At 70.9% G+C, this 17,420-nt stretch carries 14 protein-coding genes and 1 pseudogene; 10 read left to right on the forward strand and 5 right to left on the reverse strand.

Translation table 11 applies throughout. From position 1 onward, the window contains the following. Positions 1-194: 194 nt before the first annotated feature. The gene (locus tag ACFVU7_RS14830) at positions 195-4,745 is read right to left on the reverse strand and encodes an FG-GAP-like repeat-containing protein (RefSeq protein WP_388045300.1); all 4,551 of its coding nucleotides are present in this window, start codon (positions 4,743-4,745) and stop codon (positions 195-197) included. A gap of 580 nt (positions 4,746-5,325) precedes the next feature. On the opposite strand from ACFVU7_RS14830, the gene ACFVU7_RS14835 reads away from it, so the two are divergent. After that, positions 5,326-6,057, forward strand: coding sequence for a hypothetical protein (locus ACFVU7_RS14835; RefSeq protein ID WP_388045302.1), 732 nt, complete (start codon positions 5,326-5,328; stop codon positions 6,055-6,057). Positions 6,058-6,589: 532 nt separating this feature from the next. On the opposite strand, the gene ACFVU7_RS14840 is transcribed toward ACFVU7_RS14835, so the two are convergent. Then, positions 6,590-7,156, reverse strand: a complete 567-nt coding sequence (locus ACFVU7_RS14840; RefSeq protein ID WP_117485808.1) for a dihydrofolate reductase family protein — start codon at positions 7,154-7,156, stop codon at positions 6,590-6,592. 434 nt (positions 7,157-7,590) lie between these two features. Here ACFVU7_RS14840 and ACFVU7_RS14845 point away from each other — a divergent pair, with 434 nt between their 5' ends. Continuing rightward, on the forward strand, positions 7,591-8,967 hold the full coding sequence (locus ACFVU7_RS14845; RefSeq protein WP_388045304.1) for an NUDIX domain-containing protein: 1,377 nt from the start codon (positions 7,591-7,593) through the stop codon (positions 8,965-8,967). Then, on the forward strand, positions 8,964-9,467 hold the full coding sequence (locus tag ACFVU7_RS14850) for an NUDIX domain-containing protein (protein ID WP_388045306.1): 504 nt from the start codon (positions 8,964-8,966) through the stop codon (positions 9,465-9,467). Before ACFVU7_RS14845 ends, ACFVU7_RS14850 begins: the two co-directional genes overlap by 4 nt. Before the next feature lie 68 nt (positions 9,468-9,535). Here ACFVU7_RS14850 and ACFVU7_RS14855 read toward each other — a convergent pair whose 3' ends face one another. Beyond that, complete coding sequence (locus ACFVU7_RS14855; protein WP_388045308.1) at positions 9,536-10,438, reverse strand: LysR family transcriptional regulator; 903 nt, start codon at positions 10,436-10,438, stop codon at positions 9,536-9,538. A gap of 158 nt (positions 10,439-10,596) precedes the next feature. Here ACFVU7_RS14855 and ACFVU7_RS14860 point away from each other — a divergent pair, with 158 nt between their 5' ends. From ACFVU7_RS14860 to ACFVU7_RS14880, 5 genes and pseudogenes are all read left to right on the forward strand, one after another. After that, positions 10,597-10,890, forward strand: coding sequence for a DUF1330 domain-containing protein (locus tag ACFVU7_RS14860; RefSeq protein ID WP_388045310.1), 294 nt, complete (start codon positions 10,597-10,599; stop codon positions 10,888-10,890). A gap of 221 nt (positions 10,891-11,111) precedes the next feature. Further along, positions 11,112-11,918 (forward strand): SDR family oxidoreductase, encoded by an 807-nt coding sequence (locus tag ACFVU7_RS14865; protein WP_388045312.1) that lies wholly within the window; start codon positions 11,112-11,114, stop codon positions 11,916-11,918. Between the two features lie 36 nt (positions 11,919-11,954). Continuing rightward, entirely contained in the window at positions 11,955-12,851 is an 897-nt protein-coding gene (locus tag ACFVU7_RS14870) for a helix-turn-helix transcriptional regulator (protein WP_388045575.1), read from the forward strand. Positions 12,852-12,975: 124 nt separating this feature from the next. After that, positions 12,976-13,461: an NUDIX domain-containing protein gene (locus ACFVU7_RS14875; protein WP_074003274.1), complete on the forward strand. Its 486-nt coding sequence runs from the start codon at positions 12,976-12,978 to the stop codon at positions 13,459-13,461. A gap of 175 nt (positions 13,462-13,636) precedes the next feature. Then, positions 13,637-14,032, forward strand: a pseudogene (locus ACFVU7_RS14880) (Tn3 family transposase); the annotation flags it as partial. A 178-nt stretch (positions 14,033-14,210) separates the two neighbouring features. Here the strand turns inward: ACFVU7_RS14880 and merB are convergent. Further along, entirely contained in the window at positions 14,211-14,918 is a 708-nt protein-coding gene (merB, locus tag ACFVU7_RS14885) for an organomercurial lyase (RefSeq protein ID WP_388045314.1), read from the reverse strand. A gap of 93 nt (positions 14,919-15,011) precedes the next feature. On the opposite strand from merB, the gene ACFVU7_RS14890 reads away from it, so the two are divergent. Both ACFVU7_RS14890 and ACFVU7_RS14895 read left to right on the forward strand, forming a co-directional pair. Beyond that, positions 15,012-15,860, forward strand: a complete 849-nt coding sequence (locus ACFVU7_RS14890) for an AraC family transcriptional regulator (RefSeq protein ID WP_388045316.1) — start codon at positions 15,012-15,014, stop codon at positions 15,858-15,860. Between the two features lie 28 nt (positions 15,861-15,888). After that, the gene (locus ACFVU7_RS14895; RefSeq protein WP_388045318.1) at positions 15,889-16,497 is read left to right on the forward strand and encodes a recombinase family protein; all 609 of its coding nucleotides are present in this window, start codon (positions 15,889-15,891) and stop codon (positions 16,495-16,497) included. A 116-nt stretch (positions 16,498-16,613) separates the two neighbouring features. Here ACFVU7_RS14895 and ACFVU7_RS14900 read toward each other — a convergent pair whose 3' ends face one another. Beyond that, positions 16,614-17,414 carry an ADP-ribosyltransferase gene (locus ACFVU7_RS14900; protein WP_388045320.1) on the reverse strand — a complete coding sequence of 267 codons (801 nt, stop codon included), beginning with the start codon at positions 17,412-17,414 and terminating at the stop codon, positions 16,614-16,616. Between the last annotated feature and the right edge of the window lie 6 nt (positions 17,415-17,420).

A 17,420-nucleotide genomic window follows, 5' to 3' on the forward strand; every position in this document is an offset into this window, starting at 1 on the left:
CGCTCCTTCGTACCGCCCCGGCCGATCCCGGGGCCGGTTCCGGATCGTCACGGCCCGATGCCGGACAACCCCTCATACATTCCCGGCGCCGGAGCGCTGATGCCACCCGGCGGGCGGCGGCACGACGACGGCCCCGGCACGGGCGGTACCGTGCCGGGGCCATCGAGGCCGTCGTGGCCGTCGTGGCGGAGGGGTCAGATCCGGACCCGGTTGGCCGGAGCCACACCGGCGGCGATCCGGCCGGCTTCGATCCAGCCCGGGGCGTCGCCGCCGTGGTTGAGCCAGACCCTCATCGCGCCGTCGTCCGCCAGGACGAGGTAGTCGTCCCTGCCGTCGCCGTCGAAGTCGGCGAACCGCACGTTGTCGCGGGGGGCGACGCCTGCGGCGATCTGCCCGAGTTCCCGCCAACCACCGTGCCCGTCACCGCCGTTGTTGATCCACGCCCTGACCGAGCCGTCGTCCTCCACGACCAGGTAGTCGGCGCGTCGGTCGCCGTTGACATCGGCGAAGCGCACCTTCCCACTCGGGGCGACGCCGGCAGCGACCCGGCCGATGGCCTCCCAGCCTCCGTACCCGTCACCACCCTTGTTCAGCCAGACGCTCACCGAGCCGTCGTCCTCCAGGACGAGGTAGTCGGCCTTCCCGTCACCGTCGAAGTCGGCGAGTCGTACCTTCGCGGCCGGGGCGACGCCTGCGGCCACCGTGCCACCGCTGCGGAAGCCGCCCTTCCCGGTACCCGCCCAGCACATGACCCGGCCGTCCGGCATCACCTCCAGGTGATCGGCCTTGCCGTCGCCGTCGAAGTCCGTGAAGTACGAGGTGGAGTCCGGGAGTTCCTCGGAACCTCGGTCGCAGGAGGACTCCTTCGGGACCGGCTCCTCCCAGCCGCCGCGCCCGTCGCCGCCCCGGTTGAACAGCATGCACTGGTCGAAAACCCCACCGCCCTTGCTGGCGAGGTAGTCGACCTTCTTGTCCCCGTCGATGTCGCCCAGCCACACGTACTTGCTCGGCAGACCGACGCCGGTAGCGACCTGACCGAGTTCGGTCCAGCCGCGCTCGGCGGTGTCGCCTCCGTTGTTGAGCCACGCGTCCAGCGAACCGTTGTCGCCGACCACGACGTAGTCGGCCCGCTTGTCGCCGTCGACGTCCGCGAAGCGGACCTTGCCGCCCGGCGCGACCCCCGCGGCGACCTTTCCGAGAGCGCTCCAGCCGCCTCCGCCGGGCATGTCGGTGCCCTTGTTCAGCCAGACGTTCACCGAGCCGTCGTCGCCGACCACCAGGTAGTCGGCCTTGCCGTCGCCGTCGAAGTCGGCGAAGCGGACCTTGTCCCCGGTGGCCACTCCGGCCGCGATCCGCCCGACGCCCGTCCAGCCGCCCCGGCCGTCGGTGTTCAGCCACGCGGAGACGGAGCCGTCGTCCTCGACCACGAGGTAGTCGGCCTTGCCGTCGCCGTTGACGTCCGCGAAGCGGACCTTGCCGCCGGGGGCGACGCCGGCCGCCACGGTGCCGATGGCCTGCCAGCCGCCTCCGCCGGGCGTGCCGGTGCCGGTGGTTCCGCCCGATCCGCCGGACGGGTCCATGCCCCCGCCTCCACCGGGCGTGCCCGTACCCGTGGTCCCGCCGGAGCCGGTCGACGGGTCCATCCCCCCGCCACCGCCGGGGGCACCGGTGCCTCCCGGCATGTCGGTCCCCCGGTTGAGCCAGGCCTGCACCGAGCCGTCGTCGTTCAGGACGAGGTAGTCGGCCTTCCCGTCGCCGTCGAGGTCGGCGAAGCGGACCTTGCCGCCCGGCGCGACCCCGGCGGCGATCCTTCCGACGCCCTTCCAGCCTCCGCCGCCCTTGGCGTCGGTGCCCCGGTTCAGCCACGCCTGGACCGAGCCGTCGTCGCCGACCACCAGGTAGTCGGCCTTGCCGTCACCGTCGATGTCCACCGGGCCGTCGCCCAGGACGCCCCCGTTGTACGGGGCCGGCTTGACCTCGACGTTCTCGGTGATCCAGCCGTCGGCGGCCGCGGCGGCGACACCCTCGTAGAAGGCGTCGGCGATCTTCGTGTAGCCGCTCGGGGTCGGGTGCAGGCCGTCGCCGCCCCTCATGTCGCCCGCGGTGACGGCGCCCATGTCCGCGAAGCGCACCTTCATGCCCTTGCCCCGCCAGGTGTCCACCAGCGGCGGCAGGAGCTTGTTGTAGGCCTCGAACAGGGGCTGGAAGCGCGCCCACGGCGTGGCGGGGTCGGTCGGCGGAACCGAGCCGAGCACCACCGTCGCGTCCGGCGCCATGGCGTGGATCTTCCCCAGCAGGGTGTCCATCCGGTCGCGCGCGTCCCGGGGTGTGGTCGGGGCGCCGCGGTTGAGGTCGTTGGTGCCCGCCATCAACGTGATCACGTTCGGCTTCGCCGCCGGCAGCCAGGTGTCGAGGTCCCCCTCGCGGTAGCCCGCGTTGTCCGTCAACTCGTCGATCCGCCAGCCCGAGTGGCCCTCGTGGTCGCCGTCGAAGCCGCCGTCACCGTGCTTGAGGGAGCCGACGAAGTCCAGGCTGCCGGTGTGGTCCTTCAGCGCCTGCCACAGCTCCTTGCGGTAGCCCAGGCTGTCGTTGGCGCTGCCCACGCCCTGGGTGATCGAGTCGCCCAGCGGCATCACCGTCAGCTTCGGCACGTCCCACGGGTCCCGGCTCTCCAGCCCTGTGTGCCGGACGGTCACCGCACCCGGTGCCGCCCCGGCCCGTCCGTCACAGGCGAACGTGCCGTACTGCGGGTGCGCGTCGTGCTGCCGCACCGTCTGGCTCAGGCACTCCGAGAGGGCCTGCTGCCCGAAGGCGTTCGGGTGGACGAACTCCTGCGCCTCGCCCTGCTTGCGGGTGCTCGGCACGCCGGGCAGGTGGTCGACCCAGCGCACCCACTCGGCGGCATCGGCGGCCAGCGGGGACCGCGGGGAGTTCTCCACCCCGGCCGTCCTGGCGTCCTTGGAGTTCAGCTCGTGCCCCGCGAAGGCGGACCGCGGGTCGAGGAAGACGGCCTTCTTCGCGACCGCGGCCTTCTTGAGGGCGTCGGAGATCGCCGGGGTTACGGTGCGGTTGGTCCAGGCGGCGTCCTCGTCGTAGAAGGGGAAGCCCGCCTTGGTGTACCGGTCGTAGGTGTCGCCGGTCTCGCGCATGCCCAGGGGCTGCGGGAACGGGCTCGGGTAGGACTGGACGACCAGGGTGTAGTCGCCGTCCTCGTACCCCGCGTCCCGCATGGCGGCGCGGATGTCGTCGACCGTGCCCTCCACGCTGCCCTGAAGGCCCGCCACCTTGCTCTTCAGGGGAGCGTCCTCGCCCTCGTGGCAGGCGCCCCGGCCGAGCAGGAACCGCTGGGCGCAGCGGTTCAGGATGCCGGAGAAGTCGAGGTCGTTCCCGCCGACGGACAGCGCGATCACCTTGACGTCCTGCTGCTTCGCCAGCTCGCGCAGTTGCTGGACCTGCGGCGCTTCGCCCTTGAATCCCTCGCTGCGGACGTGCCTCGTCTCGGCCCCGGAACAGGCGATGTTGAAGCGGTTCGCCGGCGGGATGCCGTAGAGGTCGACGCCCTTGATCTCGGCCACGTCCGAGCGGTCGCACCCGTTGCCGCCCTGGTAGGAGGTGCCGCCGTAGACCTTCGTCAGGTCGTAGCGGCAGGTCTCCGCCTCGGCGACCTCCCCGGTGCAGTCCGTTACGGCGCGGTCGGTGCCGAGACCGGAGCCGGAACCCGGGTAGTCCCCGTTGCCGGCCCAGCGGCCGCCCTCACCGGAGATGTAGCTGTCGCCCATGGAGACGACGGCGGCCGGTCGCGGAAGGGGGCAGGGTGCGGCCGCCGTACCCGTGGCTTCTGTGACCTCCCGTACCGTCACGCGCAGCGGATCGCAGGGCTCGTTGCCGCCGATCCGCCGGCCGTAGGACACCGAGTCATGGTCGGAGAACCCTGACTGGTCGGTGACCACACCCCGCACGCGGCTCATCGAAGGGTCGTTGGTGACGACGTAGTCCAGGGTGCTCTTGCTCGCACCCCGATGGGTGGGGCCCGCCGGGTCCGCGATGAAGAGGTCGGTCGCCCGCTGGCCGTCCAGGCGCCTCCTGAGGACGTCCGGGCTCACGTTGAAGTCGCCGCCGATGTACCAGTTGACAGAATGTCCGGAATGGACGGTGGATTCCAGGAGACCCATCTCCTCCGTCAAGTCACGGAGTATTCCCATGATGTCTCTGCCGCCGTTCCCGGAGGAGGCATGGAAGGAGAGGTAGTACTCCCCGTCCGCACCCCCCTCGCCGTAGCCCACGCCGATGAGGGGGCGGAGCCTGTCGGCGATCGCCGGGATGTAGACCAGGCGTTGGGGCAGCTGGTTCGTGATGATCGCGGAGTTGACCCGCCCGGAGGGGTCGCCGCCGGTGGTCGGTGCCAGGAAGAGGTAGCTGTACGTCCGTCCCACTTTCCTCCGGTAGCCCCTCAGCCCGGCCGGGATGTCGAGATCCCCCCGATCGGCGGGTGTGAGAGCGGCCCAGGACGTGGGCGGGACTCCGGCCTCTTGAAGGGCCATGACCACCCGCTGCTGGTCGGCCGCGCCGCCGTCACGGGCGGCAGCGTCGACGGCCCTGCTGTAGATCTGGTGGACTCGTTCGTAGGTGCCACCCGTGCCCGTCGCGGTCGCGCCTTGCATGTTCCAGGTGATGATGTTGCGCTGACCGGCGAGTTCTCGCGGCTGTGCCTGGGCCGCCGGCCCGGCCAGGACGACGAGCGTCATGGCCAGAAGGCTTGTGACCAGCGCGGCCGCCACACCGCGCACCCCGCTTCCCGGTGTGCGCAGACCTCGCATTGGTGTTGTACGGACAGTGCTCACGACTTCCTCGAAACCCCTTTCCGGAGGGTGGATCACGTGGCGGACCCGACGTGCGGTGCTGATGATGTGCGCGGTGGCTCGTGACGCCCGGTTCGGCGGAGCTCCGTGACGGCGATCCCCCCGATCGACGAACCCGAGTACTAATATGTACTGCAATACGAATCTGGACTCAAGTCCACTTGCCATGCGGACCCCGGACTCGTCGTCAGCCCGCGAGGACCGAGGCCGACCGTCGAGCGCCGGGGCATCACGGCCAAGCCCCCCAAACCCCATTGCGTCGCACACGGTCGATCGCCGCAGGCGCTACGGCCCTCGCGCCGGCCAATGCCCACTCGATCGGCATCGTCCGCAACGGCATCGCGACCGGGCAGTCTCCAGGTGGACGAGGCACCATGACCCCAGGCCAGGTGGCCGGCGGGAGCACCGAACAGCCGGTCGATAATTGGGTGTCGCCGATCAGTCCCGGACTGATAGCGTCCCGGACGTGGCAAAGCTGAACCAGATCATCGCCGTTGAAAAGGGCGTCAAGTCCAAGTCCTTCCAGGAGCTGACGCAGGCCCACCAGGACCTGCAGAAGCCCGCGCTGCTGGCCGGGATCTCCCGCGCGTACCAGCCCAAGGACGAGGAGGGCGAGCAGCTGCCGCCGGAGTCGACCCGGGTGCAGCTGAAGGCCGAGGACATCCTGCGGTCCACCGCGAACACCCTCACCCGGCTCTTCGACGTGACGGCCACCAAGGACTGGGCCAACATCGACGCCCGCGCCGACGTCGTGGTGGACGGCCAAGTGCTCCTCTCCGGGGTGCCGGTGCCGTACCTGCTCTTCCTGGAGAAGCAGCTCACCGACCTGTTCACCTTCGTGAAGAAGCTCCCGGTGCTGGACGCCTCCGAGTCCTGGAACCTCGACCCGTCCACCGACGCCTGGAAGACCGAGCCGGTGCGCACCATCCGGACGAAGAAGGTGCCGCGCAACCACGTCAAGGCCGAGGCCACCGAGAAGCACCCGGCCCAGGTCGAGGTCTACTACGAGGACGTCGCGGTCGGCTACTGGACCACGGTCAAGTTCTCCGGCGCGCTGCCGGCCCGCCGGGTGAACGAGCTCGCCGAGCGCGTGGAGAAGCTCCAGCAGGCCGTCAAGTTCGCCCGCGAGGAGGCCAACGCCGTCGAGGTCACCGACCAGCGGGTGGGTGACGCCGTCTTCGGCTACCTGTTCCGGTAGCCTCATGATCGCCCGCCCGGGGAGCCGGTCGGGTGCGCCGAGCGCGACAAGTCCCCTGCCTGGGAAGCCGGATGGGTGGGCCCGTGCGCGGTGCGAAAAGCTGACACTGATGTTGAAGCTGACCAGGGGTCACAGTGGAGGTTCGAGCCCTCCCCCCGGCACCACCGGCCGGGGTAGCCCAATCAGGCAGAGGCAGGCCCTGTCAATCTCAGACTCTCGCTCCAGTCTCAGCATTCGCCGCCGAACACCGGATCGACCGGGTGCGGACGAATATCGACGAATGCAGGTTCAAGTCCTGTCTGTGCCGCTCCGTGGCACGGTAGTTCAAAGGTAGAACGCGTCGATTTCAACCTGATCCGCGACCCTTAAACGTGCCGGTGTGCGCAATTGGGCGGCAAACAGGGGCCCGGGAGCAGGCTACGCTCCCGGGTCCTCTCGCGTTCCCGCGCGTTCCCGGCACGTCCTGTCCTCGCCGCGCGGGGAACAGCTCCAGGATGCGGCGGGCGGACGCCGGGGCCGGCGAACCTGCTGCTCAGCGCCTCGTCTCGTACCTGGTCAGGACCACGCCGCCGGGAAACGTCCGTGTCTCCACCAGGTTCAGGTTCACCCAGCTGTCCAGCGCGGTGAAGAACGGCGTGCCGCCGCCCACCAGGACGGGATAGGTGACGATCACGTACTCGTCGATCAGCCCGGCGCGCATGGCCGCCCCGGCGAGCGTCGCACCGCCGATGTCCATCGGGCCGCCGTCCTCGGCCTTGAGCCGGGCGATCTCGGCGATCGCGTCGCCGGTGACCAGGCGGGTGTTCCAGTCGACCTCGCTGATCGTCGAGGAGAACACCACCTTCGGCGTGTCCCGCCAGTTCCGGGCGAACTCGACCTCCGCCGGGGTGGCGTCGGGCTGCTGGTCGCCGGTCGGCCAGTAGGAGCTCATCGTCTCCCACAGCTTGCGCCCGTACAGCGACAGGCCACTCGCCCGCCCCTGGTCGAGCCACCACTGGAACAGCTCGGGGCTCGGCGGTCCGCTCCAGGCAATGTCGTCGCCGGCCGCGGCGATGTAGCCGTCCAGGGTCAGGTTCATGCCGTAGACCAGTTTCCGCATGGCCCAGCCTTCCGTCCGTGGGTGTCCGGCGTACGGACCGGCGCGGCTCGGGACACTCATCGGTGCGCGATCCGGGCTCGCCGGCAGTCCTCGTGCTTCGAGCTCAGCCTGGTGCACTCGACCGACACTGGCAAACCGCCTGATCCGACCTCACCCTCACGGGGGAATGCCACCGGTTCTGAGACCGGCCATGAGGGACAAGGCCGGTCGGAGGCTGCCCTGCCCTGTGCCGCGGATGCTCGAAAAGTCCCCGTTCGACCTGGGCTCGCCCAGAGCCGGTCCACTTGAACGCCGGATTCGAACAGCTCCATCATCGGTTGCCTGCGACGTCCCCGGCACATACCCGAACTCGACTTCCGGGTATGCGTCTTGACGAGAGCGGTGCCGCAGCAGCAGTCCCCCGCGCCCGCCCGCGAGTCCGAGGAGTCCGCCAGGTGATCGACTTCCAGGTGCTGACCGAGCTGGCCTTCCGCGAGGGCGTCGAGCGGATCGGCGTCGGTGTGGTGGTCCGCGACGCCTCCGGCCGGATCCTGATGATCCGCCGGGCCGCGCACGACGTCCTGCCCGGCCTGTGGGAGTACCCGGGCGGCGGGCGGGAGGACGGCGAACCCGTGCCGACCGGGGCGGCGCGGGAACTGGCCGAGGAGACCGGGCTCACCGGCCTGCCGCTGGAGTACGCGCGGCACCTGGACTTCAGCAGCCAACGGGGCCTGCGCGTGCGCCAGTTCGTCTTCACCGCCGTGGTTCCGGACGGCACCCCGGTCGTCCTCTCGCCCGACCATGACGGCCACCAGTGGGCCGACGCCGAGCGGCTGCCGCCGACCGGCGAAGGGCAGCGCGCGGTGATCGAGTGGCTCACCGGCCGTCTGGCCGTACCCGGTTGGCGGCCGGCCGGCGGCTACCTCACCACCGTCGCCCGACCCAGCGCCTACGGCTGCTTCCTGGTCACCGACCCGCGGGGCCGCGTCCTCGGGATGCGCTCCGCCGTCGACCCCGGCGTGTGGAACTTCCCCGGCGGCAACGTCGAGCACGGCGAGACCCCCTTCAGCACCGCCCTGCGCGAGGCCCGGGAGGAGCTCGGCCTCGACCTCGCCGCGGAGAACCCCGAAGCCGTCGCCCGCAGGCGCCTGGTCGCCGTCATCCACGAACAGGCCGGCGCCGACCAGCCCGTCCCCGCCTGCGGCTACGTCTTCGACGGCGGCGTCCTGACCCGCGAGCAGCAGGCCCGGATCCGCCTCGATCCGGCCGAGCACACCGAGTGGCGCTTCGAGACGGCCCACGACTGGCACGCCCGGCTGACCCCCGCCCGGTACCAGCGGCTCCGGCAGGTGCTGCGCGCCCACCGCTCCGGTGTCCCGCTCTACCTGGAGCGCCCCACGCCGACCGACGACGACTTCGAGGGCGTCCTGGTCTTCGTCACCGACCGCGCCGGTCGACTGCTGATGAACCTGCGCGAAGACAGGCCGGGCATGGCCTGGCCCGGCTACTGGACTCCGATCGGCGGCTGGCGGGAGGCCGACGAGAGCGCCCGGGAGACCGCGGTGCGCGAGGTCCGCGAGGAGGCCGGCCTCGAGATCACCGGCCTGCGGCCCCTCCCCGACCCGCACCACGACCACGGCCTCCCGCTCACCCGCGTCCTGCACGCCGTCTGGGAGGGCCCCGAAAGCGACCTGCGGCTCGGCGACGAGGGCCTGGCCGTCCGCATGGTCCCCCTCGACGAAGTGCTCGGCCTCAAGGTCCCGCCCTACCTGCACCACTACCTGCCCCTGCTCGCCGCCGCAGCCGACCAGTCCACCGGGAGCACCGCATGAACCGCGCCGACCCCACCGAGCACACCGGCCACCTCGCGGACACGGCCGCCGGGGCACCGGGTACGGACCCGCTCATGCTGGTCGTCGGGGTCCACCTCGTCCTGCTCGACGGCGGCACGGTGCTGCTCGGACGGCGCCGCAACACCAGCTACGCCAACGGGCTGTGGCACCTCCCGGCCGGGCACATGGAGCGGGGCGAGCCGGTCACCCGCGCCATGACGCGCGAGGCGGAGGAGGAACTCGGCATCACCATCGCCGAGGAGGACCTCGAACTCGTCCACACCCTGCACCACCTCGACACCGACCACAGCCGCCTCCAGCTGTTCTTCCGCCCGGCCCGCCACACCGGTCAGGTGCGCAACGCGGAGCCGCACAAGTGCGCGGAACTGCGCTGGTGGCCGCTCGACGGGCTGCCGGCCGACACCGTGCCCTACACCGCACACGCCCTCCGCGAGATCACCCACGGCAACCGGCTCTCCGCCCACGGCTGGCCGGTGTGACGCCGGCACCACCGAACCCCATCGCACCGACCAGCCGCGGAGGTCCCTCTCGCTCGACCTCCCGTGCGTCAGTCCGGCAGCCAGTGCAGTTCGTGTGCCAGGGCCTCGGCGGCGGCGCGGATGCGGCGGTGCAGGGGCGACTGCTCGCGTGGGAGGACCAGGTGGAGCGTCAGGCCGGGCGCACCCCTCAGCGGTCGCCAGGTGAGACCGGCCGGTTGCACCGTGGCCGCGGCCTCTCCGGCCGGGGCGAGGGTGAGCCCGTCCCGCAGGTCGCGCTGGGACAGGTCGAAAGCGACAGCGGGCGTGTGGAATCGGGGCTGCGGTCGAATGTCCCGGAACAGCGCGGACAGCTGATCGTGGACCACGGGGTTGGCCGCACGGTCCGGGAGCCGCAGCGGGTACGCGGCCGCGTCGGCGATCTCGATCTCCCCGCGTTCGGCCAGCGGATGGTGCTGCGCCAGCTGGACCCCGATGCGCGAACGCCGCAGCAGGAACCGGCGCACGCCATCGCCCGGTTGTTCACCGCGGGTGATCCCGGCATCGATGCGGCCGTCGGCGACCGCCGGGGAGATCTCCGGTGTCGCCATCGGGACCGCACCGACCTCAAGTCCGCTGTTGTCGCGAATCAGCCTGTCCACCAGGGCCGGTGCCGTCTCGGCCCCGGCGCTGAGGCTGTATCCGATGCGCAGCGTGCCCAGTGCGCCGGCCGCCGCGCTCCGGGCGGTGTCCCACGCCCGGTCCAGCGCCGCCAGCGCGGGCGGAGCGGACTCCGCCAAAGCCGCACCGGCCGTGGTCAGTTCGACGCTGCGCGTGTTGCGGACCAGCAGGGCCGTCCCGAGTTCCGCCTCCAACCGGCGCATCCGCGCGCTGAGTGCGGGCTGTGCGATACCGATCCGTGCGGCCGCGCGGGTGAAGTTCAACTCCTGTGCCAGCACCAGGAAGTACCGCAGGCTCACCGTGTCCGGCGCCATGCGCCCTCCCCGCCGATTGATAACGATCCGTTCTGAGCCTAGTCCGTACCGGTCTTTCCCTCGACCGCCCGTCAAGCCCTAGCCTGCGCATGCCGGGATCGATCGATCCGATTGTCGGTCCGACGTCGGACGTGCCCGGCCGAACACAGGAGGTTTCCATGGCCAAGGGCTACTGGGTCAGCGCCTACCCCGCCGTTTCCGACCCCGAGAGGCTGACCGCCTACGCGGAGCTGGCTGGTCCGGCAGTCCGGGCCGGGGGCGGGCGCCTCCTGTCCCTTGACGGTCGGGTCGTCGCCCACGAGGCCGGAATCACGCAACGCGTCGTTCTGATCGAGTTCGACAGCTTCGAACTGGCCGTCGCGGCCTACGAGAGCGAGGCGTACCAGGAGGCGCTGGTGGCCCTCTCCGGCAGCGTCGAGCGCGACGTCCGCATCATCGAAGGCATCGACTGACCGGCGGGCCCGGCCGTCGCCGAGCATCGGGGGCTCTCACAGTACCTGGATCACCAGGGCCTCCCAGACGTCCGAAACGCCTGCCAACCTGGTTGAGTCGAACGCGCCGACAACACTCCATGGACACGCACCGCGGCTCTACCTCCATCAGGTCGATTCAGCTGCCCCGTATCCGCGACCATGTCGGCGCGTTCGTCCACGACAGAAGGGGACGGAGACCAATGGCGGACAGCCAGTTCACCACTCACACAGAGCTTTTCGATCTGAGTGGGAAGTACGCCCTCGTCACTGGCGGCACCAGTGGCATCGGGATGATGATGGCGCGCGGCCTTCTCCAGGCGGGCGCCCGCGTCGTCATCAGCTCACGCGACGCGGACAGGTGCGCGGAGGCACAGCGTCTACTGTCCGAATTCGGCGACGTTCAGGCAATCCCCGCCGACCTGTCCAGGCACGACGAGTGTCAGCGCCTCGCCGATCTCGTCAAGGGCGACTCGGAACGCCTGGACATCCTCGTCAACAACGCGGGAGCGATGTGGCGCGAGCCGCTGGCGACGTTCCCGGACGAGGCCTGGGACGCGGTGATCGACCTCAACCTCAAGTCGCCGTTCTGGCTGGTGCAGGCGCTGCTCCCCGCACTTCGCAGGGCGGGCACCGCCGATGATCCCGCGCGGATCATCAACATCGGCAGTATCGCCGCCATCCACGTCGCCGAGTCGCCCAACTACTCGTACGCCAGCAGCAAAGCGGGCCTCCATCAACTCACCAGAGTGCTTGCCAGGGAACTGGGCCCCCAGCACGTCACGGTGAACGCGGTAGCACCGGGCGTGTTCCCGTCGCGGATGACGGCGTCCGCACTCGATGCCATCGGCGACACGATCGCGGCGGCGGCCCCTCTGCGCCGAATCGGCCGCGACGACGACATGGCGGGTATCGCCGTGTTCCTCGCCGGCCGGGCCGGCTCCTACCTCACGGGCGCCGTGATCCCGGTGGACGGCGGCATCGCGACGACCGCATCGGGTACCCCCTAGACTGCGGAACGGACTTACGGTGAGGAGATGGCCACGATGGATCCACGCACCGAGATCCGGGAGTTCCTCAGCTCGCGTCGCGCCCGCATCGCACCCGCGCAGGCGGGCCTGCCCGCTTACGGCGGCAACCGTCGGGTCAAAGGTCTGCGCCGCGAAGAGGTGGCGCTACTGGCGGGGGTGTCGGTCGACTACTACGTGCGCATGGAGCGCGGCAGCCTCGCCGGTGCCTCCGATGGCGTGCTGGACGCGTTGGCCTCCGCCCTGCGACTCGACGAGGCCGAGCGCCACCACCTGTTCCACCTCGCACGCCAGTCCAGGACGCCCGGCGGCCCACGCCGGCGTAGGCCCGCCGTGACGGTGCGCTCGACGCTGCAGCAGGTGCTCGACGCGGTCTCCGACGCACCGGCCTGGATCAGTACCGGCCGTTATGACGTGCTCGCCACGAACAAACTCGCTCGCGCGCTGTTCTCACCAGTGCTGGCCGACCCGCGACGGCCCCCGAACACGGCGAGGTTCGTCTATCTGAACCCCGAGGCGGCCAGGGACTTCTTCGTCGACTACGACCAGATCGCCGGTGACGTGGCCGCGAAGCTACGCATGGAAGCCGGCCGCGATCCGCACGACGAGGAGCTGATCGCCCTGGTCGGCGAACTGTCGACGCGCAGTGAGCTGTTTCGGCAGCGGTGGGCATCCCAGGACGTGCGACTGCACCGGGCCGGCCGCAAGCGGGTTCGCCATCCGATCGTGGGCCGGCTCGACCTGGACGTCGAGTCCCTGGAACTGCCCGCCGAACCCGGCCTGTTCCTCAACGTCTACACGGCACCCGCGGGCACACCGACCGCTGACAATCTGGCGCTCCTGGCCTCGTGGGCGGCCACCCACCAGGCGCCGGCGACCGAGCTCGAAGCGGATGACGGACAGTCCAACCGTTGAAGGTGGCGCCGTGGCGGCGCGATGATGCTTGACGCCGTGTCGGTGGCTCGGACAGGGCCGGCACTGGCATGGATGTTCCTCGAGCCCCGACCACCGTCCGCTCACCCACCCCGGAGGCAGCACCGTGGAGAGCCTTCTCCAGGCCGTGGCCGTGATCGCCCACGACCGCGACCGGAACCTGGTCGCGACCCTGCACTACGCCGCGAACAGCTGGATCACGGCGTCGGCGTGGACGATCCCCGGCGGCAAGGTCGAGGTCGGTGAGCGCCTCGACGAGGCCGCCGCGCGCGAGCTGCGGGAGGAGACCGGGCTGCTCGTCGAGCCGGCGGACCTGCGGCTCGTGCACACCGTCCAGGTGCGCACGGGCTGGGACGGCGAGCACCCGTTCCTGCTGTCGGTGTTCCTCGCCACCGCGTGGCGCGGCGAGCTGACGAACACCGAGCCGGACAAGCACCTCGACGCGGTCTGGTCCCCGGCCGACGGGCTCCCGCTGCCGATGTTCCCGACCGCCCACGCCGCCCTCACCCACCACCTCTCCGGCGGAAGGGGCTTCTCCACCTACGGCTGGGACGACGAAGGCTTCGACCCACGGGCCCTGATCGGCGCGTGACAGCGGCGGGCCGCCGCCGACCGGGCCGCCCGCTTCGGCCCCGGTGTCCTAGCTCAGACACCAGCCGCGAAGTAGGTCGTGGGTAGCGGGACGAGAGCCGCTGGCCGAGCCCACCGGCCTGGCGGCCCTCAAGGAGGAGGTCGCACGCCGCTGGGGCGTCCTGGACGTGCTGGACGTGCTGAAGAGCGCCGACTTCCTGACCGGTTTCACCGAGGAGTTTTCCTCGGTAGCCGCGTACGAGCGCATCGAGCGTGACGTCCTCCAGCGCCGCCTCCTGCTGGCCCTCTTCGCGCTGGGCACGAACATGGGCATCCGGGCGATCGTGGCGACCGGCGAGCATGGCGAGAGCGAGGCCGCGCTGCGGCACTTCATCACCGTCGACAACCTGCGGGCCGCCGTCACCAGGCTGGTGAACTCCACCTTCGCCGCCCGCGACACCGCATGGTGGGGGCAAGGCACCGCGTGCGCGTCGGACTCGAAGAAGTTCGGGTCCTGGTCCTCGAACTTCATGACCGAGTACCACACCCGCTACGGCGGCGACGGCGTGATGATCTACTGGCACGTCGAGCGGAAAAACGCCTGCCGGCCGGCACCGCCGACCAATCGGTCGCCCGGACACACTTGTCGGGTTGACCGATCCGACGGGTGCGGACGCCGCACGCAGCCGTGTCGAGCAGAGTCGGACCGGGCGGCGAGAGGGCACACAGCTCGTCGCCCCGTTTCAGGGGGGCGGCAGGAGGAGCCAGGCCTCAGTCGGGCAGTCCCCAGAAGGAGCCGTGCAGGCCGACCTCGGCGAAGTAGGCGCCGGCGGCGGCGGGGTCGCGGCGGGTGTAGCCCGGGTCCAGGCGTCCGGTGTACCAGTCGCCGGCGAAGTGCCACAGGGTGCCCAGATCCATGACGTAGCCGCGTTCCTGGCCCGTCTTCCGCAGCCAGGTGTCGACGCAGTCGGTGGAGCAGAACAGGCGCTGGTTGCCGCAGGTGTGCACGACGTCGTCCCAGGCCCGGTGCATGGGGGTGAGGAAATGGGCGACCTGGTCGCCCTTCGGGGGTGCCTCCCGGCCGACCACCCAGGCGTGCGGGGTGTCGCAGGCCGGGCAGCGGGTGGCGACCAGGACGTCGGGCTCGTCCTTGAGCAGGTGGGGCATGGCGAACGAGTCCCAGGCGCAGCCGCCCCACCATAGGGTGTGTGTCCCCATGACGGAGAAGCCGAGCGGCACGGACGCGAAGGGGTGGGCCATCACGACCTGGTCGTCGTCCTGCGGGTCCAGGACCACGTCGTGGCTTGCGTGAAGGGCGCGCAGTTCCTGGCGCACCTGATCGGGGGCGAGTCCGGTGATCGCGGCGAGTTCCGGCACGCTCGGAGCGTGTCCGGTGCGGGCGAATCCGTGGTAGACGGCCAGGCGGACCCGCTCCGTGGCGTGAGGGCTCGTCGGTGCTGCTGAGGCGTTTTCGGTCATTCCCCTGGTTCCTTCGCTGGTCGAGGTGCTGGTGTCCAGCGTGCGCCGTGGAAGCGCGCGGGGGCTTGAACGCTCGTGCGGCACACTGGGGACATGACGTCTGCCGGGGAGCGCGCCGCCTACTGGCGGGTTCCCGGGCTTGCGCTGGAGGCCATGGACGCCCGCTTCGAGCGGTACGCGTATCCGATGCACGCCCACGACACGTACTCGTTCGGCGTCACCGACGACGGCGCGCAGTCGTTCGTGTGCAGGGGAGGGCGGCACGTCAGCGCGGCCGGGCTGGTCATGGCGTTCAATCCGGACGATCCCCACGACGGGCGGTCGGCGGTCCAGCACGGCTACCGCTACCGGATGCTGCACCTCGGCGAAGGTCTTGTCCGGGAGGTCCTCGCCGACGCGGCGCCCGGCGACGCCGGGCTGCCACTCTTCGACACTCCGGTGGTGGACGACCCGGCCCTCGCCCGAGCGGTGGCCCGCCTCCATACTGCCGTCGCCGAGAACGCATCCCGGCTGATCGTCGAGGAACGCCTCGCCGCCTCCGTGCTGGCTCTGACCCGCCGTGCCGCGACGCGGTCCGCGCCGGTTCCGGACCAGCGGGGCCGGGTGGACCTGGCCGCCGTGGCACGGGCCCGCGGTCTGCTGCGGCAGCGCTTCGCCGAGAACGTCGGCGCCGACGAGCTGGCCCGGGCGGCCGGGTGCAGCCGTTTCGCGCTCTACCGGGGCTTCCGCGCGGCGTACGGCTTCGCACCCAGCGACTACCAGCGCGATCTGCGATTGCGCCGAGCCCGTGCGCTCCTGGCCGAGGGCACGGTGCCGGCGACGGCGGCCGCCGAGGCCGGCTTCGCGGACCAGGCCCATCTCACCCGATGGTTCACCCGCACCTACGGCGTCACCCCAGCCGCCTACCGCACGGCGCTCCACAGAGGAGGCCAGCGGCCGTGACCAGGGCGTGTTTCATAGGTGGTCGCTCGTGAAACACCGCGCCGCCCGGCAGTCCCTCGACGCACAGCTCGACTCCCTCGCCGAGGCCGGGGTGACCCGGGTCTTCTCGGAGAAGATCTCCACCCGCGCCACCCGCCGGCCCGAGCTGGAGGCCGCCGTGAAGCTCGCCGGAGAGATCCGCTCCTCCGGCGTCGCCGTGACCCTCGTCGTCCATGAGCACAAGCGGCTCGGCCGCGGCATCGAACTCGCCATGCTCGCCGAAGAGCTCAAGGCCAGCAACGTCGGCCTGGAGTTCCTCACCGGGGAGTTGAAGGGCTCACACGACCCCTCCGGCATCGTGTTCACTGTGCTCGCGGCCGTGTCCGGCATGGAGCGCGAGTACATTTGCGACCGCACCCTCGAAGGCCACGAGTCCGCCCGCAAGCGCGGCAAGACCATCGGCGGTGCGGGCGTCACCGACGGCTCCATGCTGTCCATGGCCCTCCACCTCCGCGACCAGGACATGAGCCTGCGCGATATCGCCAAGCGGCTCGTCATCACCATCGGGGCGAAGAAGGGCCGGCACCCCTCACCCGCCACCGTCATGCGGATGCTCCGCGAACACGACGAGCAGGCCGCCACGGCGGCGAGCATGTGATCACCCCGCTACTTTGCGGCTGGTGTCCGAGCTGGGACACCGGGGCCTCTTCCAGGGGTACCGTGGCGGCGCGCCACACCCCTCGGGCGGCCGGTCGGCGGCGGACTGCCGGCGGGTCAGTGCAGCCAGGGCTGGTAGTTCGGGTTGTCCACGCAGCCGGACTCGACCAGGGAGGCGGTGGCCCGGTCGACCGGGCAGGCCCGGCTGATGAAGTGCCGGTCCACGCCGCCGGGGAACGCGACCTCGACCTGGTCGGCGTACTGGTGCTGGTCGCCGATGGTCGCGTTGACGTCGATGCCGCCGGGGGCGTCGATGAAGTAGTCCCAGGGCACCTTCTTCCACTTCTTGTACAGCTCGGGGTCGTAGGTGGTGCTGACGAACGGCGAGGGCTGGTTCTGCAGGACGTAACTGGTGATGTCGTACTGGCCGTTGACGGTGTCCTTCGGCGCGAAGCCCTGCTCGAAGATGACGGACGGGTCGCGGCCGTCCGAGCGGAAGAGCGGGTGGCAGTTCTTGCGCCAGTGCGGCGTGGGGGTGATGCGGGGTACGTCCACCCTGCGGTCCACGGCGGCGTACAGCGGGTCCGGGCCCTCCGGGATGCTCTCGAAGGTGCTGGCGGGGAGGGTGACGGCGGGCCGGTCTGCGCAGTCGTCGGCACGCAGTTCGGCCTCGTCGGCGAAGTCGATGCGCCGACCGTCCAGGACGATGGCGACGGCTTCGGTACCGAGTTCGTGGACGATGACGCCGTCGCACTGGGGGCCGCTCCAGAGCGCGTCCCCGCTGGGGTCGAGGCAGCGGAAGGGGGCGGCGTCGGCCTGGGCAGCGGGGGCGGCGGCGGCCAGGCTCTCGGGGGTGAGCACGACGGCGCAGGCGAGGGCGACCGCGCCGGCGGCCGTGCGGATTCGAATGTTGATCACGGCCGT

Source organism: Kitasatospora sp. NPDC058046 (assembly GCF_042885595.1).
Lineage (GTDB): Bacteria > Actinomycetota > Actinomycetes > Streptomycetales > Streptomycetaceae > Kitasatospora.

Coding starts and splice junctions, on each gene's coding strand:
- ACFVU7_RS14860 (WP_388045310.1), top strand. CDS start 10,597: ATGGCCAAGGGCTACTGGGTCAGCGCCTACCCCGCCGTTTCCGACCCC.
- ACFVU7_RS14870 (WP_388045575.1), top strand. CDS start 11,955: ATGGATCCACGCACCGAGATCCGGGAGTTCCTCAGCTCGCGTCGCGCC.
- ACFVU7_RS14840 (WP_117485808.1), bottom strand. CDS start 7,156: ATGCGGAAACTGGTCTACGGCATGAACCTGACCCTGGACGGCTACATC.
- ACFVU7_RS14890 (WP_388045316.1), top strand. CDS start 15,012: ATGACGTCTGCCGGGGAGCGCGCCGCCTACTGGCGGGTTCCCGGGCTT.
- ACFVU7_RS14830 (WP_388045300.1), bottom strand. CDS start 4,745: ATGACGCTCGTCGTCCTGGCCGGGCCGGCGGCCCAGGCACAGCCGCGA.
- ACFVU7_RS14855 (WP_388045308.1), bottom strand. CDS start 10,438: ATGGCGCCGGACACGGTGAGCCTGCGGTACTTCCTGGTGCTGGCACAG.
- ACFVU7_RS14865 (WP_388045312.1), top strand. CDS start 11,112: ATGGCGGACAGCCAGTTCACCACTCACACAGAGCTTTTCGATCTGAGT.
- merB (WP_388045314.1), bottom strand. CDS start 14,918: ATGACCGAAAACGCCTCAGCAGCACCGACGAGCCCTCACGCCACGGAG.
- ACFVU7_RS14850 (WP_388045306.1), top strand. CDS start 8,964: ATGAACCGCGCCGACCCCACCGAGCACACCGGCCACCTCGCGGACACG.